Source organism: Streptomyces sp. NPDC101219 (genome assembly GCF_044767675.1).
Taxonomy (GTDB): Bacteria; Actinomycetota; Actinomycetes; order Streptomycetales; family Streptomycetaceae; genus Streptomyces.
Genome location: NZ_JBIWOK010000007.1, coordinates 169,502 through 191,769, shown reverse-complemented (window position 1 = coordinate 191,769; position 22,268 = coordinate 169,502). Strand labels below are relative to the sequence as shown.

The 22,268-nt window shown below is 72.7% G+C and carries 21 protein-coding genes; 4 read left to right on the top strand and 17 right to left on the bottom strand.

All coding sequences use genetic code 11. The features are described from left to right. Positions 1-147: 147 nt before the first annotated feature. From ACIRPP_RS16055 to ACIRPP_RS16035, 5 genes are all read right to left on the bottom strand, one after another. Positions 148-1,089, bottom strand: a complete 942-nt coding sequence (locus tag ACIRPP_RS16055) for a LysR family transcriptional regulator (protein ID WP_403642586.1) — start codon at positions 1,087-1,089, stop codon at positions 148-150. A gap of 103 nt (positions 1,090-1,192) precedes the next feature. Further along, the gene (locus tag ACIRPP_RS16050) at positions 1,193-1,921 is read right to left on the bottom strand and encodes a helical backbone metal receptor (RefSeq protein ID WP_403642583.1); all 729 of its coding nucleotides are present in this window, start codon (positions 1,919-1,921) and stop codon (positions 1,193-1,195) included. Next, a complete protein-coding gene (locus tag ACIRPP_RS16045) occupies positions 1,918-2,487 on the bottom strand; it encodes a helix-turn-helix domain-containing protein (RefSeq protein ID WP_403642581.1) in 570 nt (189 codons plus the stop codon). The genes ACIRPP_RS16050 and ACIRPP_RS16045 overlap by 4 nt, the downstream gene beginning before the upstream one ends. A 447-nt stretch (positions 2,488-2,934) precedes the next feature. Beyond that, the gene (locus ACIRPP_RS16040; RefSeq protein ID WP_403642578.1) at positions 2,935-5,559 is read right to left on the bottom strand and encodes an ABC transporter permease/substrate binding protein; all 2,625 of its coding nucleotides are present in this window, start codon (positions 5,557-5,559) and stop codon (positions 2,935-2,937) included. Continuing rightward, positions 5,552-6,640 (bottom strand): glycine betaine/L-proline ABC transporter ATP-binding protein, encoded by a 1,089-nt coding sequence (locus ACIRPP_RS16035; protein ID WP_403642576.1) that lies wholly within the window; start codon positions 6,638-6,640, stop codon positions 5,552-5,554. Before ACIRPP_RS16035 ends, ACIRPP_RS16040 begins: the two co-directional genes overlap by 8 nt. 234 nt (positions 6,641-6,874) lie before the next feature. Between ACIRPP_RS16035 and ACIRPP_RS16030 the strand changes: the two genes are divergently transcribed. From ACIRPP_RS16030 to ACIRPP_RS16015, 4 genes are all read left to right on the top strand, one after another. Then, complete coding sequence (locus ACIRPP_RS16030; RefSeq protein ID WP_403643056.1) at positions 6,875-7,804, top strand: 5'-3' exonuclease H3TH domain-containing protein; 930 nt, start codon at positions 6,875-6,877, stop codon at positions 7,802-7,804. 147 nt (positions 7,805-7,951) lie between these two features. Further along, positions 7,952-8,797 carry a siderophore-interacting protein gene (locus ACIRPP_RS16025; protein ID WP_403642573.1) on the top strand — a complete coding sequence of 282 codons (846 nt, stop codon included), beginning with the start codon at positions 7,952-7,954 and terminating at the stop codon, positions 8,795-8,797. 114 nt (positions 8,798-8,911) lie between these two features. Beyond that, on the top strand, positions 8,912-9,208 hold the full coding sequence (locus tag ACIRPP_RS16020; protein WP_403642570.1) for a hypothetical protein: 297 nt from the start codon (positions 8,912-8,914) through the stop codon (positions 9,206-9,208). A 69-nt stretch (positions 9,209-9,277) separates the two neighbouring features. Further along, the gene (locus tag ACIRPP_RS16015; protein WP_403642568.1) at positions 9,278-10,228 is read left to right on the top strand and encodes an RluA family pseudouridine synthase; all 951 of its coding nucleotides are present in this window, start codon (positions 9,278-9,280) and stop codon (positions 10,226-10,228) included. Here the strand turns inward: ACIRPP_RS16015 and ACIRPP_RS16010 are convergent. From ACIRPP_RS16010 to ACIRPP_RS15955, 12 genes are all read right to left on the bottom strand, one after another. Next, positions 10,222-11,724, bottom strand: a complete 1,503-nt coding sequence (locus ACIRPP_RS16010; RefSeq protein WP_403642565.1) for a cytochrome P450 — start codon at positions 11,722-11,724, stop codon at positions 10,222-10,224. The two genes, ACIRPP_RS16015 and ACIRPP_RS16010, sit on opposite strands and share 7 nt — an antisense overlap. A 57-nt stretch (positions 11,725-11,781) precedes the next feature. Continuing rightward, the gene (locus ACIRPP_RS16005) at positions 11,782-12,402 is read right to left on the bottom strand and encodes an ATP/GTP-binding protein (protein ID WP_192229802.1); all 621 of its coding nucleotides are present in this window, start codon (positions 12,400-12,402) and stop codon (positions 11,782-11,784) included. Beyond that, positions 12,383-12,790, bottom strand: coding sequence for a DUF742 domain-containing protein (locus tag ACIRPP_RS16000; RefSeq protein ID WP_164344110.1), 408 nt, complete (start codon positions 12,788-12,790; stop codon positions 12,383-12,385). Before ACIRPP_RS16000 ends, ACIRPP_RS16005 begins: the two co-directional genes overlap by 20 nt. After that, the gene (locus ACIRPP_RS15995) at positions 12,787-13,194 is read right to left on the bottom strand and encodes a roadblock/LC7 domain-containing protein (protein ID WP_164338453.1); all 408 of its coding nucleotides are present in this window, start codon (positions 13,192-13,194) and stop codon (positions 12,787-12,789) included. The genes ACIRPP_RS16000 and ACIRPP_RS15995 overlap by 4 nt, the downstream gene beginning before the upstream one ends. After that, complete coding sequence (locus ACIRPP_RS15990) at positions 13,191-14,816, bottom strand: sensor histidine kinase (protein WP_403642560.1); 1,626 nt, start codon at positions 14,814-14,816, stop codon at positions 13,191-13,193. The genes ACIRPP_RS15995 and ACIRPP_RS15990 overlap by 4 nt, the downstream gene beginning before the upstream one ends. A 477-nt stretch (positions 14,817-15,293) precedes the next feature. Continuing rightward, the gene (locus ACIRPP_RS15985; RefSeq protein ID WP_403642557.1) at positions 15,294-18,152 is read right to left on the bottom strand and encodes a DEAD/DEAH box helicase; all 2,859 of its coding nucleotides are present in this window, start codon (positions 18,150-18,152) and stop codon (positions 15,294-15,296) included. A 60-nt stretch (positions 18,153-18,212) separates the two neighbouring features. Then, on the bottom strand, positions 18,213-19,103 hold the full coding sequence (locus ACIRPP_RS15980) for a diacylglycerol kinase (RefSeq protein WP_403642554.1): 891 nt from the start codon (positions 19,101-19,103) through the stop codon (positions 18,213-18,215). A gap of 29 nt (positions 19,104-19,132) precedes the next feature. Beyond that, a complete protein-coding gene (tatC, locus tag ACIRPP_RS15975; protein ID WP_164335129.1) occupies positions 19,133-20,077 on the bottom strand; it encodes a twin-arginine translocase subunit TatC in 945 nt (314 codons plus the stop codon). 48 nt (positions 20,078-20,125) lie between these two features. Continuing rightward, the gene (tatA, locus tag ACIRPP_RS15970) at positions 20,126-20,407 is read right to left on the bottom strand and encodes a Sec-independent protein translocase subunit TatA (RefSeq protein WP_403642550.1); all 282 of its coding nucleotides are present in this window, start codon (positions 20,405-20,407) and stop codon (positions 20,126-20,128) included. A gap of 231 nt (positions 20,408-20,638) precedes the next feature. Then, positions 20,639-20,833 (bottom strand): hypothetical protein, encoded by a 195-nt coding sequence (locus tag ACIRPP_RS15965; RefSeq protein ID WP_164346680.1) that lies wholly within the window; start codon positions 20,831-20,833, stop codon positions 20,639-20,641. 70 nt (positions 20,834-20,903) lie between these two features. Continuing rightward, the gene (locus ACIRPP_RS15960; RefSeq protein WP_164346682.1) at positions 20,904-21,197 is read right to left on the bottom strand and encodes a hypothetical protein; all 294 of its coding nucleotides are present in this window, start codon (positions 21,195-21,197) and stop codon (positions 20,904-20,906) included. A gap of 61 nt (positions 21,198-21,258) precedes the next feature. Next, the gene (locus ACIRPP_RS15955) at positions 21,259-22,254 is read right to left on the bottom strand and encodes a helix-turn-helix transcriptional regulator (RefSeq protein WP_403642546.1); all 996 of its coding nucleotides are present in this window, start codon (positions 22,252-22,254) and stop codon (positions 21,259-21,261) included. Positions 22,255-22,268 lie beyond the last annotated feature (14 nt).

Sequence of the window (22,268 nt, the reverse complement as noted above, 5' to 3'; positions counted from 1 at the left end):
GGGACGGGCCGGGGCCCGGTCCCTCCGCCGAGCCACCGGTCGGCGGCGACGCACCCCGGCCGAAGCCCCTGCGCCACCGCCCCGGACGGGCCCCTCAGGCCCGGGTCAGGGGCCGAAGCCCCTGCGCCACCGCCCCGGACGGGCCCCTCAGGCCCGGGTCAGGGAGAGCAGGTCACGAGCGGGGCCGGTGGGGCGGTGGCCGGTGGGCCAGACGGCGCGGAGGTCACGGGCCAGCGCGATGCCGTTCACCGGGACGCGGATCAGCCGGCGCAGCGCCAGCTCGTCCCCCACGGCCAGTTCGCTCAGCACCGCGGGCCCCGCGCCGCTCACCGCGGCGGCCTTCACCGCCGTCGTGGAGGACAGTTCGATCAGCGGGCGGGCCAGCCCGCCCAGGGCGGCCTCCAGGACCTGCCGGGTGCCGGAACCCTCCTCGCGGAGGATGAGGGCGGTCGCCGCGAGTTCCTCCGCCGCCAGCGGGCTCCGCCGCCGGGCCCAGGGATGGGACGGGGCCGTCACCACGATCAGCCGGTCGTGCGCGACGACCGCGGAGTCCAGCCCGGAGGGCACCGTGAGCCCCTCGACGAACCCCACGTCCGCCTCCCCCGACAGCAGGAGCGCGGCGACCGCCGTGGAGTTCCCCGCGAGCAAGGACACCGCGGTGTCCGGCCGTTCCGCGCGCAGCGCCAGCAGCCAGCCCGGCAGCAGGTACTCGGCGATGGTCATGCTCGCCGCGACGCGCAGGCGGGAGTCGCGGCGGTCGCGCAGCGCCTGCGCCCCCGCGTCGAACGCCTCGGCCGCCTCCACGATGCGCCGCGCCCAGTCGGTGACCAGGGCCCCGGCGTCCGTGAGCCGGGACCCGCGCGGTGAGCGGTCCACCAGGGCCACGCCGAGCTGCCGTTCCATGGAGCGGATGCGGCTGCTGGCCGCGGGCTGGGTGATGCCCAGTTCGCGGGCCGCCCCGCCGAGGCTGCCCAGCCGCGCCACCGCCAGCAGCAGCTGCAACGCCCCCAGGTCCGGCACCCGGTGGGCGAGGGACCCCGGGGCGTGCGCGGAGTGGCCGGTGGGGTGGTCGTCGTCCGTCGGGCTCATAAGCCCAGCTTATGCCGCGTCCGGGGACCTCCTCCGGGGCGGTCGCCTCACGCGGCGCCGGGGCGCGGCCCCGGTGGTCTTCCCCGCGTCCGCGGTCGCTCCGTCAGCGCAGCGGCGCCCGCAGGGCCGCGGTGAGGAGAGCGGGCGCCTCCGCGAGGGACGGGCCGTACCAGGTGAGGTGCCGCCCGCTGACCGGGGCGCAGGGCAGGCCGGGAAAGGCGTCGGGGCCGTCCTCGGCGGAGAAGCGGTACGGCTCGTCGGGCAGCACCACGATGTCCGGGGCCGCGGCGCGCAGCTCGTCGAGCGGGACGCGCGGGTACCGCTCGGCGTGGCCGGCGTGGACGTGGTCGTATCCCAGGCGGGACAGCAGGTCGCCCGCGAAGGTGTCACGGCCGAGGACCATCCAGGGACGGCGCCAGATCGGCACCACGGCCGTGCGGTGCCGTTCGGGCGGGGGCACGGCGGCCCAGGCCGCCTCCGCCTCGTCCAGCCAGCGCGGGCGGCTGGTCAGCCCGCAGGCCGTGAGCACCCGGTCCAGTTCGCCGAAAGCCTGCGGGAGGGTCCGCACCTCGGTGACCAGCACCGTCAGCCCCGCGGCGCGCAGGGCGGCCAGGTCGGGCTCCCGGTTCTCCTCCTCGTTGGCGACGACCAGGTCCGGCGCGAGAGCGACGATGCGGTCCACCTTGGGGTTCTTGGTGCCGCCGATCCGCTCCACGTCCAGGCCGGCCGGGTGCGTGCACCAGTCGGTGGCGCCCACCAGGGCACCCGGCGCGGAGAGCGCCACCGCCTCCGTGAGGGACGGGACGAGGGAGACGACCCGCGGGGCGCTCACCGGCGCGGCCTGTCGTGGACGGCCTCGATGTGCTCGGCCACGGCGACCACGACGAGCCGGGTCTCCGCGACGGTGGCCCGCCAGCGGTGCCGGACGCCTCCGGTCAGGTACAGGGTGTCGCCGCGGCCCAGGCGGTAGGCGCGGCCCTCCGCCTCGATCTCCACGGCACCGTCCGCCACGTACATCAACTGGTCGTTGCGGAACTGGAATTCGCGTCCGGCGTCGTGGTCGCCGGTGAATTCGGAGGCGTGCATCTGGTGGTGGCCCCGGACCAGGGAGCGGGCCCGCGGCGCGAGGGGCGGGTCGGTGTCCTCGGCGCGCACGACGTCGACGCTGCACGCGGGGTCGGCGGCGGCGAGGAGTTCCACCGCCGTGGTGCGCAGGGCGTCGGCGACCTTCTCCAGGGAGCTCTGGCTCGGGCGTGCCCGCTCGTTCTCGATCTGGCTGAGGAACGGGACGGACAGGCCGCTGCGTTCGGCCACGACGGCAAGGGTCAGGTCCAGGGCGCGGCGTCGCCGGCGTACGGCGGCGCCCACCCGCAGGGGCTGTTCTTTGTGGTCGCCCATCGCTCCGGCTCCCTCCTTCGCCGTCGTCCCGTGCCCGGTGCGCCGGTGGTTGCGGCGCACCCCGTCTGCTGGGGTGTCTGCACCCTACGCATGTTCGGCAAACCGATTCATGCGCCTGTCACGTCGCCGTCACGCCCCGCCGGGCCCGACCTGACAGATCACGCCAGCGGATCGGCGGTCCGCCGGCGTCCCCGTGCGGGTGCGACGGGGGTGTTCCCGCCATTCTTCCCTGTCCGCGGCGGAAGGTCACGGGGAGGTCCGGGGAGGGCCTTGCGGTCCGTGGTTGTCCGGATCCTTTCCGTGCACCCGCCCGGGGTGCGGGGCCCTTCCCCCGGGCCCGGGTGGGGCCCCGGAACGGCCCGAGGGGCGGGCCCGGCCGCGCCGTCAGGTCGCGGTCCGGGCCCGCCCCTCGGGGTGCGGCCGGTGTGGTGTCCGGTCAGCCGGGTGTCAGCCGGGGGTCATCCGCCCCACGACGTCCGGGTGGTCCTCGAGCCAGGCGGCGACCGCCTCCTCCTCCTTGCCCTGACCGCGGTCCTTGATCTCCTTCTCCAGCGTGCCGAGCTCGTCCTCACTCATCGTGAAGCCCTTGATCCACTTCGTGAGCTGCGGGTACTGCTCGGGGAACTTCTTGCTCGCGATGGTGTGGATGGTGTTGCTCGCGCCCCAGGCCCGCTTCGGGTCCTCCAGCTTGGTCAGCTCGTACTCGCTGTAGGACCAGTGCGGCGACCACAGCGTGACGGCGACGGGCTTCTTCTTGGCGTAGGACCGCTTGAGCTCGGCCAGCATCGCCGGCGAGGAGCCGTCGACGACCGTGTACTCCTTGTCGAGGCCGTAGGCGGGCAGGACCTTGTTCTTGAGGATGTCCATCTGGCCGGTGCCCGGCTCGATGCCGACGATCCGGCCGTTGAACAGGTCCGACTTGCCCTTGAGGTCGGCGAGCGACTTCACGTCCTTGACGTAGGACGGGACGGAGAGCTCCAGGGAGACCGGTTCGTACCATGTCCCCAGGTCGGTGAGCTTGTCCTTGTTCGGCTCGTAGAAGTTCTTCTGCGAGTGCGGCAGCCAGGCGTCGAAGTTGAGGTCGAGGTCCCCGGAGGCGAGGCCGGTGTAGACCGGGCCGACGTCCATCTGCTTGAGGTTCAGTTTGTAGCCGCGCCGTTCGAGGACGTTCTTCCACAGGTAGGTGATGGCGACGTCCTCCTCCCAGGGGAACCACGCCACGTCCAGGGCGCGCTTCGCCTCGGCCGGGGTGTCGCCGGAGCCGGAGCCGGAGCCGACCGGGGCCAGCTTGTCGACGATGCCCGGGTTGGCCTTCAGCCAGGTGCGGACGGCGTCCTGCTGCCGGCCCTTGCCGGCCTTGTTGATCTCGGCCTCCAGGCTGGTGAGCTCCTCCTCCGACATGGAGAAGTCACGCAGCCACTGCCCGACCACCGGGTGGTCGTCGGCGAAGCCCTTGCGGGACACCGTGTGCACGCCGTCGCCCTTGCCCCAGCTGCCCTTGGGGTCCTTGAGCTTCTTCAGGTCGTAGTCGCTGTAGGCCCAGTGCGGCGACCACAGGGTGACGAGGACGGGCTCCTTCTTGCTGTAGGCGCGCTTCAGCTCGGCCAGCATCGCCGGGGTGGAGCTGTCGACGACCTTGTACTCCTTGTCGAGGCCGTAGTCCTTGAGGACCTTGTCCTTGAGCAGGCCCATCATGCCGGCGCTGGACTCGATGCCGGTGATCTTGCCGCCGAAGGTGCCGGCCTTGCCCTTGAGGTCCTCGAGGGAGTCGATGCCGTCCATGTAGGCGGGGACGGACAGCTCCAGCGAGGTCTCCTCGTACCAGGAGCCGAGGTCGTCCATGCGGTCGCCGTACTTCTTCCAGTACGGGTCGTGCGTGGTCGGCAGCCAGGCGTCGGTCTGGAAGTCCATGGTGCCCTGGGCGAGCGACGTGTACAGCGGGCCCGCCTCGAACTGCTTGGCCTCGACCTCGAAGCCGCGCTGTTCGAGGATCTCCTTCCACAGGAACGTGGACGCGACGCCCTCGTCCCAGGGGATGTAGCCGATGCTGATCTTCTTGCCGTCGCCGACGTTCTTGGCGTCCGCGGCCGGGGCGGTGCCGCCGCCGGTGCCGCCGAAGATGCTCATGCCGCCCGCCACCAGGGCGAGGACGACGACACCGACGACCGCGACCTGCGGACGGGGCCGGTAGGACCAGATCTTCAGGCCCTGGGCCGCCCGGGTGCGCGCCGCGGCGCGGCGGCCGAGCGGGGAGACCTGCGTCCCCAGGGCGCTGGTCATGCGGTCCAGGTAGATCGCCAGGATGACGATGGCGAGACCCGACTCGGCGCCCAGGCCGATGTTCAGCTGGCCGATGGCCTCGATGACCGCGCCGCCCAGGCCGCCGGTGCCGACCATGCCCGCGATGGCGGCCATGGACAGGCCCAGCATGATGACCTGGTTGACGCCCGCCATCACCGTGGGCAGGGCCAGCGGGAGCTGGACCCGCAGCAGAGTGTTGCGCGGCGAGGTGCCGAACGCCTCGGCGGCCTCCACCAGCTCCTTGTCGACCTGCCGGATGCCCAGCTCGGTCATGCGCACACCGGGGGCGAGCGCGAAGATCAGGGTGGCGACGATGCCGGGCGCCGGGCCCGTTCCGAAGAACAGGATCGCCGGGATGAGGTAGATCATCGCGGGCAGCGTCTGCATGAAGTCCAGGACCGGCCGCACCACGGCGCTGACGCGGTCCGAGCGGGCCGCCCAGATGCCCACGGGCACGGCGATGACCAGGGCGATCACGGTGGCGACGATGACCAGGGCCAGCGTCACCATCGAGTCCTCCCACAACTCCATGGAGTCGAGGAAGGCGAACCCGAAGAAGGTGAGGACACCGGCGAAGGTGCCGCGCAGCCAGAACGCGATCACCGCGAAGATGCCGCAGAGGATCAGCGGGTGCGGTGCCTGCAGGACGGCGTTGACACCGTCGTAGGCGCCGGTGAAGACGGCCTTGAAGAAGTCGAACAGCCAGGTGACGTTGGCGAGGAGCCAGTCGACGGTGCTGTTGACCCAGTCGCCGAGCGGGATCCTAGGCACGGGCCATCACCTTCTCGCCGCCCTGGCGCGGGGTGTCGCAGACCCCGGGGTCGGCCGCCTCGTCGCCGAGGAAGCCGATGAGACGCTGGCGGGGCACGATGCCGACGAGTTCCCGGTCGCCGTCGAGGACGGCCACCGAGTGGGGGACGCGGGCGCTGATCGCGCACAGCTCGTTGAACGGGGTCTGGACCGTGGCGGTCTCGCAGCCGCAGTCGGCCTCGTCGCCGCGCGTCTCGCGCTCCATCACCGCACCGGCGGTGAGCACCCGGGAGCGGTCGACGTCCTGGGTGAAGGAGGCCACGTAGTCGTTCGCCGGGCGGATCAGGATGTCCTGCGCGGTGCCGATCTGCACGATCCGGCCGTCCCGCATGACGGCGATGCGGTCGCCCAGGCGCATGGCCTCGTTGAGGTCGTGGGTGATGAAGACGATCGTCTTCTTCAGCTTCTTCTGCAGCTCGATCAGCTGGTCCTGCATGTCGCGGCGGATCAGCGGGTCGAGGGCGCTGAACGACTCGTCCATCAGCAGCAGGTCGGCGTCGGTGGCCAGGGCACGGGCCAGACCGACGCGCTGCTGCATGCCGCCGGACAGCTCGTCGGGCCAGGACTTCTCCCAGCCGGCCAGGCCACACAGGGCGAGCGCCTCGTCGGCGCGGCGTTCGCGCTCGGCGCGGGGCACGCCCTGCACTTCCAGACCGTACGCGGCGTTCTCACGGACGCTGCGGTGCGGGAAGAGCGCGAAGTGCTGGAAGACCATGCTGATCTTCCGGGCGCGCACCTGGCGCAGCTCGCGGTCGGACAGGCCCGTCAGGTCCTGGCCGTCGAAGCGCACCTGGCCGGCGGTCGGCTCGAGCAGGCCGTTGAGCATCCGCAGCAAGGTGGACTTCCCGGAGCCGGACAGACCCATGACGACGAAGATCTCGCCGGGCTCCACGGTGAAGGAGGCGTCGACCACGGCGGCGGTGACGCCCTCGGAGCGCAGCTCCTCCCGGTCGGTCTTCTGCTGGCGCAGTCTCTCGACCGCCTGGTCCGGTCGTCTGCCGAACACCTTGTACAGGTGCTCGGCCTCTAGCCTGGATGACACGCGTACCTCTTGCTCTCGACGGCAATGGAAGGGAGCGATACGCGGAACAGGCTCAACACTGCGAAACAGTTGAACCTGCAACCGGCATCGCTCCGGGCCCGCGCCTCCCCGGTTTCGCCGGGGCGAAACACCTTCGTGGCACGCCTCACAGAGGACGCGTCCAGCGCAACGCGTTGCACGCTGTGCGGCGTGCCCGTCCGCGGCTCCGGGGCGCTGTCGGCGGGGTGCGGCATGATGCGGTCCGTGACCGGACGACTGATGCTCCTCGACACCGCCTCCCTGTACTTCCGCGCCTACTTCGGCGTCCCGGAGTCCGTCCGGGCCCCGGACGGCACACCGGTGAACGCCGTGCGCGGACTGCTCGACTTCATCGACCGCCTGGTCCGGGACCACCGGCCGGACCACCTGGTGGCCTGCATGGACGCCGACTGGCGTCCGCAGTGGCGGGTGGACCTCATCCCCTCCTACAAGGCGCACCGCGTCGCCGAGGAACACGAGACGGGGCCGGACGAGGAGGAGGTGCCGGACACCCTCTCCCCGCAGGTGCCGGTCATCGAGGAGGTGCTGGACGCGGTCGGCATCGCGCGGGTGGGGGTCGCCGGCTACGAGGCGGACGACGTCATCGGCACGTTCACCGCGCGGGCCCGTGGCCCGGTGGACATCGTCACCGGGGACCGCGACCTCTACCAGCTGGTGGACGACGCGCGCGGAGTGCGGGTGCTGTACCCGGTCAAGGGCGTCGGCACCCTGCAGATCACCGACGAGGCCGCGCTGCGCGAGAAGTATGGCGTGGACGGCCGGGGGTACGCGGATCTGGCGCTGCTGCGCGGCGACCCGAGCGACGGCCTGCCGGGCGTGCCGGGCATCGGGGAGAAGACGGCCGCCAAGCTGCTCGCGGAGTTCGGCGACCTGGCCGGGATCCTGGCGGCCGTGGACGACCGGAAGGCGAAGCTCACGCCGTCGCAGCGCACGCGCCTGGACGAGGCGCGGCCGTACCTGGCGGTCGCTCCGAAGGTCGTCCGGGTGGCGGACGACGTGCCGCTCCCGGACGTCGGGACCGAGGTGCCGCGCGCCCCGCGCGACCCCGAGGGCCTCCGGACGCTGGCCGGCCGCTGGGGTCTGGGCGGGTCGCTGGAGCGGCTGCTGACGACGCTCACGCGCTGACGGCGGCGGCCGGGCGGGGCGTTCCGCGCGGCGCGGTGCCGCGCTCGCGAAGCACCCCACGACCGGCCGCGCAGCCCGGAAGAGGGAGGTCTTCCCCGACGGAAGGTGCTAACTTAGGTAAACCTAACCAATGGCAGGGAGGCCTCCATGGCAGAACGACCGGTACGTCGGCAGCGCAGGACGCACTCCGCCCGGGTCGTCCGCACGGAGCGCCTCACGCCGGGCATGCAGCGCGTGGTCCTGGGCGGCGACGGTCTCACCGGCTTCGCCGCGGACACCTGCACCGACCACTACGTGAAGGTGCTGTTCCCCGCCGCCGGCGTGACCTACCCGGAGCCCTTCGACGTGGAGCGGATCCGGGCGGAGTTCCCGCGCGAGCAGTGGCCCGTGACCCGGACGTACACGGTGCGCCACTGGGACCCGGAACTGCGCGAGCTGACCCTGGACTTCGTCGTCCACGGCGACGAGGGGCTGGCCGGCCCGTGGGCGCTGCGCGCCCGGCCGGGCGAGACGGTGCACTTCGTGGGACCGGGCGGCGCCTACGCGCCCGACCCGGAGGCCGACTGGCACCTGCTGGCCGGCGATGAAAGCGCCCTCCCGGCCATCGCACGCGCCCTGGAGGCCCTGCCGCGCGGGGCGCGGGCGCACGCGTTCGTGGAGATCGCGGGGCCGCAGGAGGAGCAGAAGATCGACTCCGATGTCGAGGTCGTCTGGCTGCACCGCGGGAACCGTCCCGTCGGCGAGGCCCTGGTGGAGGCCGTGCGCGGCCTGGAGTTCCCCGCCGGGCGGGTGCATGCCTTCGTGCACGGTGAGGCGCACTTCGTGAAGGAACTGCGCCGGCTGCTGCGGGTGGACCGCGGCATCGCACGCGAGGACCTGTCGATCTCCGGGTACTGGCGCCGCGGTCACAACGAGGACGGCTGGCAGGCGTCGAAGCCGGAGTGGAACGCCCGCATCGAGGCGGAGCAGGAGCGGACCCCGGCGACCGCCTGACCGCCCGGCCGGCCTCGGGCGTGGGCGCCGGTCGGGTGAAGACCCGCCGCCGCGGCGGCACCGGGCGGCGTGGCGAGGGCCCCGGCCGGGCGCCGGCGGCCAGGATCCGGGCGCGTGGCACATACTTTCGACGAGCTCGTGGCCAAGCAGCGCGCGGCGGACGAGGCACACGTGCGCGTGCGGCACGTGCAGGACTCCTTCGGCCCGCCCACCCGGACCAAGTGGAGCGGCGAGCAGACCGCCGCCTGGGAGACCGCCTGGCGGGCGTGGCGCGACCTGGCCCGTGACGTGCAGGTCGCGGTGAGCGAGTACGCCCGTGCCGAGGGCATCCCGCGCAACGAGGTCGAGGCGCGGGTGAAGCGGGCCGCCCGCCACGACACCCCGCACGGCCCGGACGGCCCGGCCGCCTGAGCCCCTCCCCTCAGGTCCGGGGCGGCCGCGCCGCGGCGCACGGACCGGGTGGCTCGTACGCTGGCCGCCGTGAGACGCAGACGCCGGATCCCGCCCGCTCCCCTGCCGCAACGCGACGGCGTGGACCCCGTACGGGTCCGGCTGCCCGCCGGGGAGCGCTGGGCCACCGTGCGGGACCACCTGGCCGAGCGGCTCTCGGCCGGCCCCGGGGCCGTCGACGCCCTGTTCGACGCGGGGCGCGTCGTCGGCGCGGACGGGCGGCCGGTGCCGCCGGACACCCCGTACGCGGCGGGCATGTTCCTGTGGTTCCACCGGGACCTGCCCGCCGAGGTGCCGGTGCCGTTCCCGCTGGAGGTCGTGCACCGCGACGAGCACATCGTCGTCGCGGACAAGCCGCACTTCCTGGCGACCACCCCGCGCGGCAGCCATGTCGCCGAGACCGCGCTCGCCCGGCTGCGCCGGGACCTCGGCATCCCGGAGCTGGGTGCCGCACACCGCCTCGACCGGCTCACCGCCGGGCTGGTGCTGTTCACGGTGCGGCCCGACGTGCGCGGCGCCTACCAGACGCTGTTCCGCGACCGGCGGGTGCACAAGGAGTACGAGGCCGTCGCCCCGTACGATCCCCGCCTGGCGCTCCCCCGGACGGTGCGCAGCCGGATCGTCAAGGAGCGCGGGGTCCTCGCCGCCCGGGAGGTCGCGGGCGAGCCGAACGCCGAGACCCGCGTCGAGCTGCTGGGCCACCGTGCGGACGGCCTGGGCCGCTACCGGCTGCTGCCCCGCACCGGGCAGACGCATCAGCTGCGGGTGCACATGAACGCCCTGGGCGTCCCGCTGCTCGGCGACCCGCTGTACCCGGAGGTGGCGCCGTCCGTCCCGGCCGGCGATTTCCGGCGGCCGTTGCAACTGCTGGCGCGGACGCTGGAGTTCACCGACCCGGTGACGGGCGTGGAGCACCGCTTCCGCAGTGGCCGGGTGCTCGCGGCCTGGCATCGTCCCGAGGACTGGGCCGCCGGTCAGTAGCCCCGCCACCAGCTCAGGAAGCGCTGCCACGCGCCCCGCGGGCGGTCCGCCTCCGCCTCCGGCCGCGGCGGCGGTGGGGGAAGCGGCACGGGCGCGGCGGCCGGCGGCTCGGCCGCCGGGGCGGGCGCGGCGGCCGGGACCGGCTGCGGGTCGGGGGCGCCGATGTGCCAGGCGGAACGGCGCTGCGGCTCCTGGTCGTGGTTCGGCCGCTGGGTCACGTCCTGCGGCGGGCGGGGCATGAACCGGACCGGCATCGCCACCAGGTGCCGGGAGGCGATGGACTCGGTGTACTCCAGCTCGTCCACGTCGATGTCGAGCTCCACGTCCGGCAGCCGCATCAGCAGCGCGTCGACGCCGATCTCGGCGATGGCGCGGCCGATGTCCTGCCCCGGGCACTCGTGCGGCCCGCCGCCGAACGCCACGTGCGAGCGGTTGCCCTGCATGTTGGCGGTCGGGTCGGGACGCATCCGGGGGTCGACGTTGGCCGGGGCGGGGGCGAACAGCAGCCCGTCGCCGCGCCGGATGCGCTGCCCGCCGAGCTCGGTCTCCTGCTTGGCGAAGTAGGCGAACACGGTGCTGAACGGCGGCTCGTCCCAGAGGAGCTGCTCCACGGCCTCCGGGACCGTCATCTGCCCGCCGTTGAGCTGGGCGCGGAAGCGCGGGTCGGTCAGCACGGTCAGCAGCACGTTCGCCAGGAGGTTGGCGGTGGTCTCGTAGGCGGCGATGAGCACCACCCGCAGGTGCTCGCGGACCTCGTCGTCGGTGAGGCCGGCCGGGTGCCGGACGAGGTGGCTGGCGAAGTCGTCCTGCGGCTCGGCCCGGCGGCGGGCGGTGAGCCGGGCCAGGGCGTCCATGATGTACGCGTTGCTGGCGATCGCCGTCCGGGTGCCCTTGAGCATGTCGCGGGCGGCCTCGACGATGCGGTCGTTGTACTCGTCGGGCATGCCGAGGATCTGGCACATGACGGCCATCGGCAGGTGCTCGGCGTACTGGCCGACGAGTTCGGCCTCGCCCTCCTCGCAGAAGTTGTTGACGAGGCGCTGGGTGTAGCGGTTGATCTGGCGGCGCAGCGTGCGGTAGTCGATGGTCGCCATGGCGCTGTCGAGCGCGCCGCGCAGCCGCTTGTGCTCGTCGCCCTCGACGTGCGAGCACATCGGCTGCCAGGCGATGTGCGGCATCAGCGGGTGGTCGGGCTTGACCAGGCCCTCCCGCAGCGGCGACCAGATGCGGCTGTCCCGGCAGAACTGGGCGGGGGTGCGCACCATGTGCAGGCTCTCGGCGTGGCCGAGGACCACCCACACCGGCACGTCGTCGTGGAGCAGGGCGGGTGCCACCGGGCCGTGCTCGGCCCGCAGCTCCTCGTAGAGCTTTCTCAGGTCGTCCGACTCGTGCAGCCGGCGCAGTCCTCCGGGGCCCAGGCCGTGCGCGGGGCAGCCGGGGGGCGGGCCGGTCCGGGAGGTGTCCGTCGTGGTCGGTGCGTGGGATTCAGGCGTCACTGTGGTCGCTCCGCAAACTGGGGAATCGCGAGGGGTCGGGGGGTGGCGGGCAGGGGGTCAGGTGAGCGAGCGGGTCATGGCGAGCGAGTGCAGGAACCGCATGAGGGTCATCAGGACGTCGCGGCTGGAGGCCCGGCGCCGCACGTCGCACTCCATGATCGGGACGTCCTTGGACAGGTCGAGCGCGGTGCGCAGGTCCTCCAGCGGGTAACGGGGCGCGTCGGGGAAGGAGTTGACGGCGACGACGAAGGGCACCCCGCGCTCCTCCAGGCGCCCCATGACGTCGAAGCTCACCTCCAGCCGACGGGTGTCGACCAGCACCACCGCGCCCAGCGCCCCTTCGAACAGGCCGTTCCACAGGAACCAGAAGCGTTCCTGGCCCGGGGTGCCGAAGAGGTAGAGCACCAGCTGGTCGGTGATCTTGATGCGGCCGAAGTCCATGGCCACGGTGGTGGCCGTCTTGGTCGCCGACCCGAAGTTGTCGTCGACCCCGATCCCGGCCTGGGTCATGGTCTCCTCGGTGGTCAGCGGCCGGATCTCGCTGACCGAGCCGACCATGGTCGTCTTGCCGACCCCGAACCCCCCGACGATCACGATCTTCGCCGCGGCCTGGGCCGTGTGCGGCAACTGGTCCTCGGTGCGCGGTCCGGGGACGGTGTCAGAGCCTTTGAAGTCCATGCATCACCGCTTCGAGAAGGGAACGGTCCGGGAGCGCCTGCCGGACGATCGGGGCGCGCGCCTGGACGAGTTCCGCCGTCAGCATCTCGGTGAGCAGCACCGTCACGACGCTGAACGGCAGGCTGAGGTAGGCCGACAGCTCGGCCACGGACAGGGGTGCGGCACAGAGCCGGAGCAGTGCCGCCTGCTCGGGGGTGGCCGACGGCGGGGGGTCCTCGGCGCGCGCCACGATGAGCGTGACGAGGTCGAGTTCGGCCCGGCCGCCGTCCGCGCCGGCGACGACGTACAGGCGTTCCGGGTTGCCGCCCTCGCCGTCCTTGCCCTGGGCCGGCGGCCGGGGAGGGGGATCCTCCTGGGGACTGCGCCTCTGGCGTTGCGGAGGAGTCATACGGTCTGCCCGTTCCGTCGGGGCGGGCTGGTCAGATGGGCGCCGATGCGGACGACCAGGTCGCGCATCATGCCGCCCATCCGGCCCGGTTCGCAGGTCATGTCGGACAGGACCGCGAGGTAGGCGTTGGCGCCGGCCGCCATCAGGTAGAAGTAGCCGCCGTTGATCTCGATGACCACCATCTTCATCTCGCCGTCGCTGCGCGGCAGTTCCTGGGCGACCGCGCCGGCCAGGCTCTGCACGCCGGCGCACGCGGCGGCCACGCGGTCGGCGGCGTCCGGCTCACCGCCGTAGCGGGCGATGCGCAGACCGTCGGCCGACAGGACCACGATCATTTCCACGCCGGGCACACCGTCGGCGAGCTCCTTGAGCATCCAGTCGAAGTTGGCTCGCTGCTGGATCACTTGAGGTTCCCCTCGTCGTCGGCCTCGGTTCGGGCCGGGTCGTTGATGAGATGCAGGTAGGCGGTCGGGTTCCGGGTGAAGTCAGTTGGGTGGACGCCCGGGTCGAGGTCCTTCTTCAGGCCGTCCCAGAACGCGTCGACCCACAGGCCGGGTTCGCGGTCGTCCTTGGGCGCCGGCTCCGGCTCGGGCGTGGTCCAGGGCGTCGTCTCGCCGCGCGCGGCGGCCTCCCGCTCGGCCCGCTCCGCGGCGGCCTGCTCGGCGTACCGCTGGGTCAGTGAGGTCTTCACCCGGCTGCGGCGCTGCGGCAGTCCGCCCGGGGTCCACTCGGTGACCTCGGGGACCTCGTCCTCCATGGAGACCGTGGCGGGGATGCGCGGGCTGGTGGGCCGGCGCTTCTTGGGGGCCCGCTCGGGGCCGGGGAGCGCGTCGACCTGCATGGGGACGGCGGTCGCCCCGATGCCGTGGGCGAGACCGACGCCGGGCTGGTCGGTGAGCATCTCGCTGGGGACGACGAGGACGGCCCGGACGCCTCCGTAGGCGGAGGCCCGCAGCGACACCTGCATGTTGTAGGCGGCGCACAGCCGGCCGACGACGGCGATGCCGAGGCGAGGGCTCTCGCCGAGGTCCTGGAGGTCGACGCCGCGCTGGGCGCGGTCCAGCATGCCCTCGATCCGGGCGCGGGCCTCCTCGTCGAGGCTGACCCCGGCGTCCTCGATCTCGATGGCCACGCCGGTCTGCACCTCGACGGCGGTGACGTGCACCTTGGTCTGGGGCGGCGAGTAGCGCGTGGCGTTGTCGAGGAGTTCGGCCGCGGCGTGGATGACGGGCTCGACGGAGATGCCCTTGACGTTGACCTTGGCGATCGACTTCAGGTCGATGCGGCGGTACTCCAGGATGCGGGACATCGCGCCGCGCAGCACGCTGTACAGCGCGACGGGCCGGGGCCACTGGCGTCCGGGGCGGCCGCCGCCGAGGACGGAGATGGAGTCGGCGAGGCGGCCGATCAGGGCGGTGCCGTGGTCGATGCGCAGCAGGTCGTCGAAGACCTCGGGGTTGCGGCCGTGGTCCTCCTCCATCTCGCGGAGTTCCTGGGCCTGCTGGTGGACGATGGCCTGGACGCGGCGGGCGATGCTGACGAAGGACCGGGCGGAGGAGTCCCGCAGGGTTTCCTCGTCGTCGATGATCCGCAGCATGATGCGCAGCAGCTGGATCTGGTAGTCCGGCAGGTCGCGCCAGGCGGGGTTCAGCTTGGGCAGGTCGCGGATCACCTCGTGGGGTGAGTTGCCGCGGTGCAGGTACTCCAGTGCGCCGGGGGTGACCTCCTGCGCGAAGTGCAGCGTCTCCGTGTCGTGGGCGGCGATGCGCGCCTCCAGATACGCTCGGTGACGCTCGTGCTCGGCGCGCGCGTCCCGCAGGACACGGCCGCGGCGCGCGGCCTCCGCAGCGGAGGCGATCACCAGCGCGGTGGCGACGGCGCCGCAGACACCGACGGCGAGCCGGGCGGGTTCCGTCACCAGTGCGACGGCGGCTCCGGTCGCCGCGGCCATCAGTATCGCCGGGAGCAACAGGACGCGCGCGTACGGAAGTTCACGGCGACCGGGCGGGGATTGGACACTCACCATGTGGGCCCTCTGGAAGGAATCGGCTGGTGGTCGGGGGACGGTGCGGGAAACAAGCGGGGCAGCGATTGCGGGAATTCCACGCAAAGAGGAACAGGCGCACGAATTCATCCCAACTGGGTGCGCTGCGGGCGAGCTTAGTCCGACCGGATCATCGCCGAGTCATATTCAGCAAGTGCCGGAGATGGCCCCCGGGGCAGCGGTACGCTCAAGTCCATTTGCACGCTGCGACGCAGATCGAACACACGCCGTGATGGCGCACTGGCGTACGAATGCCACTCACCGTCACGAGTGAAGAATCGCACCGGCCGGGCCCGGCACCGTGTCCTGCCCGAATGCCCGGGGAGGGGCGTCCCGCCGAGTCCTGCCCGCGGAAGCGGCGGATGATGCCCGGCGCGGGGGCGCACAGGACGCAGAAGCCCGGCGCGCACGGGGCGCACCGGGCTTCGGGGAACGGAAGGACGTCGGGGGACGCGGGCGTCAGCCCACGGAGGAGTAGGCCACCACCCCGCGCAGCAGTCCGTCCACGGCCTTGCGGGCGTTCTTCGCGACCGTGGACCCCTCGACTGCGGGCGCCGCGGCGGAGATCTGCCCGAGCACGTCGATGACCTGCTTGCACCAGCGCACGAAGTCGCCGGCCGGCATCTCCGCCTCGCGCAGCACCTCGTCGAGGCCCTTGCCGGACGCCCACAGGTAGGCGGCCCAGGCGAAACCGAGGTCCGGCTCCCGCTGGCCCACGCCCTCCGTCTGGGAGATCCGGAAGTCCTCCTCCAGGGCGTCCAGCCGCCCCCAGATGCGGACCATGTCGCCGAGCGCCGCCTTGGCCTTGCCGGACGGCAGCTTCGGCGCCATCGCGTCGTCGGCGACCCGCGCCTCGAAGACCAGCGCGGAGACACAGGCGGCCAGTTCCGCCGGGGCCAGCCCCTCCCAGACGCCCTCGCGCAGGCATTCGCTGGCCAGCAGGTCGAGTTCGCCGTAGAGCCGGGCGAGCCGCTTGCCGTGCTCGGTGACCTCGTCGCCGCGCAGGTAGTCCATCTCGGTCAGCAGCGCCACGATGCGGTCGAAGGTGCGGGCGATGGTGTTCGTCCGGCCCTCGATCCGCCGCTCCAGCTGCGAGGTGTCGCGCAGCAGCCGGTGGTAGCGCTCGGCCCAGCGGGCGTGGTCCTCCCGGTCGTCGCAGCCGTGGCACGGATGCGCCCGGATCGCCTTGCGCAGCCGGGCGATCTCCCGGTCGTCGGCCGCCTGCGAACGCCGCTTGCGGTGCCGCTCGGGCGCGATGTGCCCGGCCTTGGTGCGCAGCGCCGAGGCGAGGTCGCGACGGGACTGCGGCGAGCGCGGGTTGAAGGACTTCGGGATCCGCATCCGCTCCAACGCCTCGACGGGCACCGGGAAGTCGATCGACGCCAGCCGCTTGACCTGCCGCTCGGCGGTCAGCACCAGCGGGCGCGGGCCGTCGTGGTGGTCGAACCCGCGGTGGCCGTTGGACCGGCCCGCGGGCAGCCCCGGGTCCAGCACCAGGGCCAGTCCCGCGTACTTGCCGGTGGGCACGTGGATGACGTCGCCCGGCTTCAGCTTCTCCAGCGCGACGGCGGCCTCCGCGCGGCGCTGCACGGCGCCCTGCCGGGCCAGTTCCGTCTCACGGTCCTTCAGTTCGCGGCGCAGGCGCGCGTACTCCTCGAAGTCGCCGAGGTGACAGGTCATGGAGGCCTTGTAGCCCTCCAGGCCCTCCTCGTTGCGCTGCACCTGGCGGGAGATGCCGACGACCGACTTGTCGGCCTGGAACTGGGCGAACGAGGTCTCCAGCAGCTCGCGCGAGCGGTGCCGCCCGAACTGCTCCACCAGGTTGACCGCCATGTTGTACGACGGCTTGAAGCTGGAGCGCAGCGGATAGGTGCGGGTGCCGGCCAGCCCCGCGAGGTGCTCGGGGTTCATGCCGCGCTGCCACAGGACCACCGCGTGGCCCTCGACGTCGATGCCGCGCCGGCCGGCCCGGCCGGTCAGCTGGGTGTACTCGCCGGGGGTGATGTCGGCGTGCTGCTCGCCGTTCCACTTGACCAGCTTCTCCAGCACCACCGAGCGGGCGGGCATGTTGATGCCGAGGGCGAGGGTCTCGGTGGCGAACACGGCCTTCACCAGCCCGCGCACGAACAGCTCCTCGACGACCTCCTTGAACGTGGGCAGCATGCCCGCGTGGTGGGCCGCGATGCCGCGCTCCAGGCCCTCCAGCCACTCGTAGTACCCCAGGACGTGCAGGTCCTCGGCCGGGATGGACGCGGTGCGCTCCTCGACCAGGGAGCGCACCTCGGCGCGCGCCTCCTCGTCGTTGAGCCGCAGGCCCGCGTACAGGCACTGCTGGACCGCGGACTCGCAGCCGGCCCGGCTGAAGATGAACGTGATGGCGGGCAGCAGGCCCTCGGCGTCGAGGCGTTCGATGACCTCCGGCCGGCTCGGCGTCCACACGCGCGAGCGCTGTCTGCGCTCCCGCTCGCGGTCGGCCTCGCGCATGTTCCCCCGCCCGCGGCGGCGGTCGCCCCACGGGGGACGGCTCGCCTCCAGCCGCGCCATGCGCATCAGGTCGGGGTTGACGGCCTTCTTGCGGCCCTCGCCCTCCTCGAACAGGTCGTAGATCCGCCGCCCGGCGAGCACGTGCTGGAACAGCGGCACCGGGCGGTGCTCGGAGACGATCACCTCGGTGTCGCCGCGCACGGTGTCGAGCCAGTCGCCGAACTCCTCGGCGTTCGACACCGTCGCCGACAGGGACACCAGGGTCACCGACTCGGGGAGGTGGATGATCACTTCCTCCCACACGGCGCCGCGGAAGCGGTCGGAGAGGTAGTGCACCTCGTCCATGACCACGTAGCCGAGGCCGAGCAGGGTCTGCGACCCCGCGTACAGCATGTTCCGCAGCACCTCGGTGGTCATCACGACCACCGGGGCGTCGGAGTTGACGCTGTTGTCACCGGTGAGCAGGCCCACCTTGCCGCTGCCGTACCGACGGCACAGGTCGGCGTACTTCTGGTTCGACAGCGCCTTGATGGGGGTGGTGTAGAAGCATTTCTTGCCCTGTTCGAGGGCGAGGTGGACGGCGAACTCGCCGACGATCGTCTTGCCCGAGCCGGTGGGGGCCGCCACCAGCACGCCCTTGCCCGCCTCGAGCGCCTGGCAGGCCTCGATCTGGAACGGGTCGAGGCCGAAGTCGTACATCTCGCGGAAGGGGGCGAGCGCGGTGGCCTGCTCGGCAGCGCGCCTGCGTGCTGCCGCGTACCGCTCGGCCGGTGAGAGGTCCTCTGTCATCGTGCTTTCGAGCCTACCGGGCCGCACCGACAACAGGACGATCATTAACCGGACCGGTCCCGGCGGGAGGGCGTCCCGCCCTGATCAGAGGCCCACCCGTCCTGATCAGGGGCCCACGACCCGCACGGCGGCAGGCACACAGCGCACCGTCAGGGGCAGCGCCCCGACCGGTTCACCGTCCGCGTACCCGGTGACCCCGTCGGCGGCCAGTTCCACCCGCGCCGCCCGCAGGACGGTCACCACCGGGTGGCCGACATGGGTCCCCCGGTAGACGGAGGGGAACACCCGCAGCAGGGTGCTGCGGCTGCACGCGCCGACCACCGTGACGTCGAGCAGGCCGTCGGTGAGGTCCGCGCCGTGGCAGACCCGCATGCCGCCGCCGTAGGACGGCCCGTTGCCCACCGCGACCAGCGTCGCCTCGACCTCGCGGACCTCGCCGCCGTCGAGGGTGATGCGGTACGGGATCGGCCGCAGCGCGGACAGCTCGGCGAGCATCGCGAGGTCGTACTTGAACCGGCCCACGGGCAGCCGCATGCGGTTGCCGCGGTCGTTGACCCGGGAGTCGAAGCCGGACGCGAGGACGTTGGCGAACCAGCGGTCGCCGACCTGTCCGAGGTCGATGTCGCGCACCCGGCCGCACTTGAGGGCGTCGGCGGTCATCCGTCCGGCGGCGGCCGGGTCCCGCAGCGGCAGGCCGACGGCCCGGGCGAAGTCGTTGCCGGTGCCCGCGGGGACCAGGCCGAGCGGGGTACCGGTGCCGGCGACGGCCTGCAGCGCCAGATGCACCATGCCGTCGCCGCCCACCGCGATCAGCGCGCCGGTGCCGTCGGCGACGGCGGCCCGGGCCCGGGCGAGCGCGTCCTCGGCGTCCTCGCCGAGGACGGTGCGCACCGCGTAGCCGGCGTCCCGCAGCGCGGCGGCGGCCGGGCGCGCCGCCCGGGCGCCCCGGCCGCGGCCCGCGGTGGGGTTGACGAAGAGGGTGATCTCGCTGGTCACGCAGCGACCCTACGAGGTGTGTCCCCCGGCTAGGTCACGTCGTCATAACCGTTGACCCGGTCCCTGTTCGTCTGCTCGGGGAGGGCGGACACGGGTTCCGCGGGGTCGACGGCCTCAGGGGTCAGGTCCAGCTCGGAGGCCTCGTCGTCGGCGGGGCCCAGGGCCTCCAGGCGCCGCTTGCGTCGGTCGTTGAGCAGGGCAACGCTGACCGCGGCGAAGTACAGGAGCCAGATCGGTCCGGCGAGCGCCATCATGGTCAGCGGGTCGGTGCTGGGCGTGGCGATGGCCGCGAAGAGCGTGATGCCGAGGATCATGCCGCGCCACCAGCCGAGCATCCGCTTGCCGCTCAGCGCCCCGGTGAAGTTGAGCATGATCAACAGCAGCGGCAGCTCGAAGGAGAGCCCGAAGACGACCACCATGCGCGTCACGAGGTCGAGCAGGTCGTCCAGCGGCAGCAGGTTGTCGACGTTGCCGGGCGTGAAGTCGATGAGCACCTTGGCGGTGGTCGGCAGCACCCGGTACGCGAAGTAGGCACCGCCGAGGAACAGCGGGAAGCCGGTGGCGACGAACGCGTAGGCGTACTTCTTCTCGTGGCGGTGCAGACCGGGGGCGACGAAGGCCCACAGCTGGTACAGCCAGACCGGCGCGGCGAACACGATGCCGGCCATCAGCGAGACCTTCAGCGCCAGCGTGAAGGGCGTCAGCAGGCCGTTGATCGTGATCATGGCGCAGGGCTGCGCCTTGTCCTGTGTGGTGCGCGCCAGTTCCTCGAAGGACTGGCCGCAGCCGACCGACCTGAGGATCGGGTCGGTGAAGAAGTTGATGATGTCGGTGTAGAAGAAGGCCGCGACGACCGTCACCAGGACGATGGCCAGCAGCGCCTTCGCGAGCCGGTTGCGGAGCTCACGCAGGTGCTCCGCGAGGGGCATCCGCCCTTCCGGATCCTTCTCCTGCTTGCGGGCAGACTTCAGCAACCCACGTTCCCCATCTCGTGCGGCGGGCCGGAGTCCACCGGCCCTGCGTCAGCGCTTGGTCGTGTCCGTCGGCTCCGCCACCGGGCGGGAGCTGGTCACGTCGCCGGGGGCGGCCTGGATGGTGCGCTGCGCCGAGGGCTCCTCGGGGGCCGGCGGGTCGGCGGGGGTGGAGGACTTGTCCTCCTTCATCGCCTTGGCCTCGCTCTTGAGGATGCGGGCCGACTTGCCGAGCGACCGCGCCATGTCCGGCAGCTTCTTCGCGCCGAACAACAGGATGACGACGACGAGGATGAGAATGATCTCGGGAGCGCCGATCTTGCCACCGAACATAAGTCTTTACCTTCTCACCGAGGCTGCGGGGGTTGCTGTCCGACCGGACGCACGCCCGGACGATGGTGCTGACAGCGATCGTAACGCTCAGGGGTGAACGCGAGGCAATCCCCGTGCGTCCTTCCCCGTCCGCGATCCGGGCCTCGTTCTCCGGGCCGCGAGCAGCAGCGTACCTGCCGGTGCCGTCGGCCCGACAGGGCGAGGGTGCCGGGGCGGGCGTCGCGGGCCTGTTCAGAGGGCCTCGGCGGAGCGGGCCGCGGTCGCGGCCGACCGCTCCAGGTCCTCGGCGGCGCGGCCGATGCGGTGCGCGGAGTCCGTGACCTGCCGGCCGAGGCGTTCCGCCTCGACGAACACCCGCACGGCCAGCACGCCCAGTACGACGAGACTCACGAATCCCACGGCAACCGCGAACATCGGCCAGAACATGGGGCGAGCCTAGACCGTCGCGGCGGGCGGCGGGCTCCCGCCCCGCGCCCGCGCGGGGCGGGCCGGGGACCTACGCGGTGGAGTGCAGCCGCAGGGTGCTGACGCCGCCGCCCGTGAGCAGTTCCACAATCCGCTCCCCGGCGGGCTTGCGGACCGCGGCCGCGCACTCGGGGCAGGTGAACGAGTAGAAGGTGGTGCGGCTGCTCGCGCCGACCACCAGGCGCAGCGCGCTCGCCGCGAGCTCGAACCGTCCCCGGCAGTCGGGACAGCCCGCCCGGAACACGACCGGGGCCACGCTTCTCATCCCGGCGAACGCGGACGCCACCGTCATCCCCCGCACACCAGACGTCGCCGACTCGCTCACGGCACTCGCTCCTGCCTGTCGTCCTGTCCGTCCCGCGCCACGCGCGCCGTGGGCGGCCCGCTCATCCGGCCGCCTCGACCCCGTCGTAGGCCGCGAGCGCGTCGCGGGCGGCCTGCCGGGCGCTGTCGGCGAGCCCGCTCGGCACGACGATCCGGCCGTCGCGTCCGAGCCGCAGGGCCAGCCGCTTCAGCGAGGCCGGGTCGGGGGTCCGCAGGGTGATGCGCAGCCCGCCGTCGGGAAGCTCCTCCGCACTGTCGTGCGGGTAGTACTCGGCGACCCAGCGTCCGCCCGGGCCGACCTCCACCACGACCTCCGGGTCCTCGGCAGCGGGCTGCACCAGCCCCTCCGACAGGTCCCGCAGTTCGATCTCCGGGGGCGCCGACGGCTCGTCGAGGATCCTGATCTCCGCGACCCGGTCGAGCCGGAAGGTGCGGCGCGCCTCGGAGCGGCGGCACCAGGCCTCGACGTAGGTGTGTCCGACGCTGACCAGCCGGATCGGGTCGATCTCGCGCTCGGTGATCTCGTCGCGCGCGGGCGAGTAGTAGCGGATCCACAGGCGGCGGCGCTCGGCGATGGCCCGGTCGACGTCGGCGAAGACGCCGCCCTCGGACTCGAAGGTCACCGACAGCCGGGAGCTGGCGCCGGCCGCCTCCCCGGCCGCGGCCTCCACCTTGGCGGTGGCCCGCAGCAGTGCCTGACGGTCGCTCTCGCGCAGGCCGGGCAGGGTGGCCACGGCGCGGGCGGCGACCAGCAGGGCGGTGGCCTCGTCGGCGGCCAGGCGCAGCGGCTCGGCGGTCTCCGCGCCGAGGGCGGCGGGGTTGTGCCACCAGATGCGCTCGCCGTCGGTGTCGATGTCCAGCAGGTCGCCGCCGCGGAAGCTGGTGCCGCACATGGGCAGCACGTCGAGGTCGGAGACCAGTTCGTCCTCGGTGATGCCGAAGGCGCGCGCCACGTCCTCGATGCGGGCGCCGGGGCGCTCTCGCAGATAGGTGACGAGCGAGAGCATCCGCCGGGTCTGGTCGATGGCGTTCACGGGCCTGACCGGTTTTCCTGCCACGTCTTGTCCGCTCC

What these genes read in the sequence shown, in the direction of transcription:
- ACIRPP_RS16055 (WP_403642586.1), bottom strand. Translation starts at nt 1,089, where the DNA reads ATGAGCCCGACGGACGACGACCACCCCACCGGCCACTCCGCGCACGCC.
- ACIRPP_RS16045 (WP_403642581.1), bottom strand. Translation starts at nt 2,487, where the DNA reads ATGGGCGACCACAAAGAACAGCCCCTGCGGGTGGGCGCCGCCGTACGC.
- ACIRPP_RS16030 (WP_403643056.1), top strand. Translation starts at nt 6,875, where the DNA reads ATGCGGTCCGTGACCGGACGACTGATGCTCCTCGACACCGCCTCCCTG.
- ACIRPP_RS16025 (WP_403642573.1), top strand. Translation starts at nt 7,952, where the DNA reads ATGGCAGAACGACCGGTACGTCGGCAGCGCAGGACGCACTCCGCCCGG.
- ACIRPP_RS16005 (WP_192229802.1), bottom strand. Translation starts at nt 12,402, where the DNA reads ATGGACTTCAAAGGCTCTGACACCGTCCCCGGACCGCGCACCGAGGAC.
- ACIRPP_RS16000 (WP_164344110.1), bottom strand. Translation starts at nt 12,790, where the DNA reads ATGACTCCTCCGCAACGCCAGAGGCGCAGTCCCCAGGAGGATCCCCCT.
- ACIRPP_RS15990 (WP_403642560.1), bottom strand. Translation starts at nt 14,816, where the DNA reads ATGGTGAGTGTCCAATCCCCGCCCGGTCGCCGTGAACTTCCGTACGCG.
- ACIRPP_RS15985 (WP_403642557.1), bottom strand. Translation starts at nt 18,152, where the DNA reads ATGATCGTCCTGTTGTCGGTGCGGCCCGGTAGGCTCGAAAGCACGATG.
- tatA (WP_403642550.1), bottom strand. Translation starts at nt 20,407, where the DNA reads ATGTTCGGTGGCAAGATCGGCGCTCCCGAGATCATTCTCATCCTCGTC.
- ACIRPP_RS15965 (WP_164346680.1), bottom strand. Translation starts at nt 20,833, where the DNA reads ATGTTCTGGCCGATGTTCGCGGTTGCCGTGGGATTCGTGAGTCTCGTC.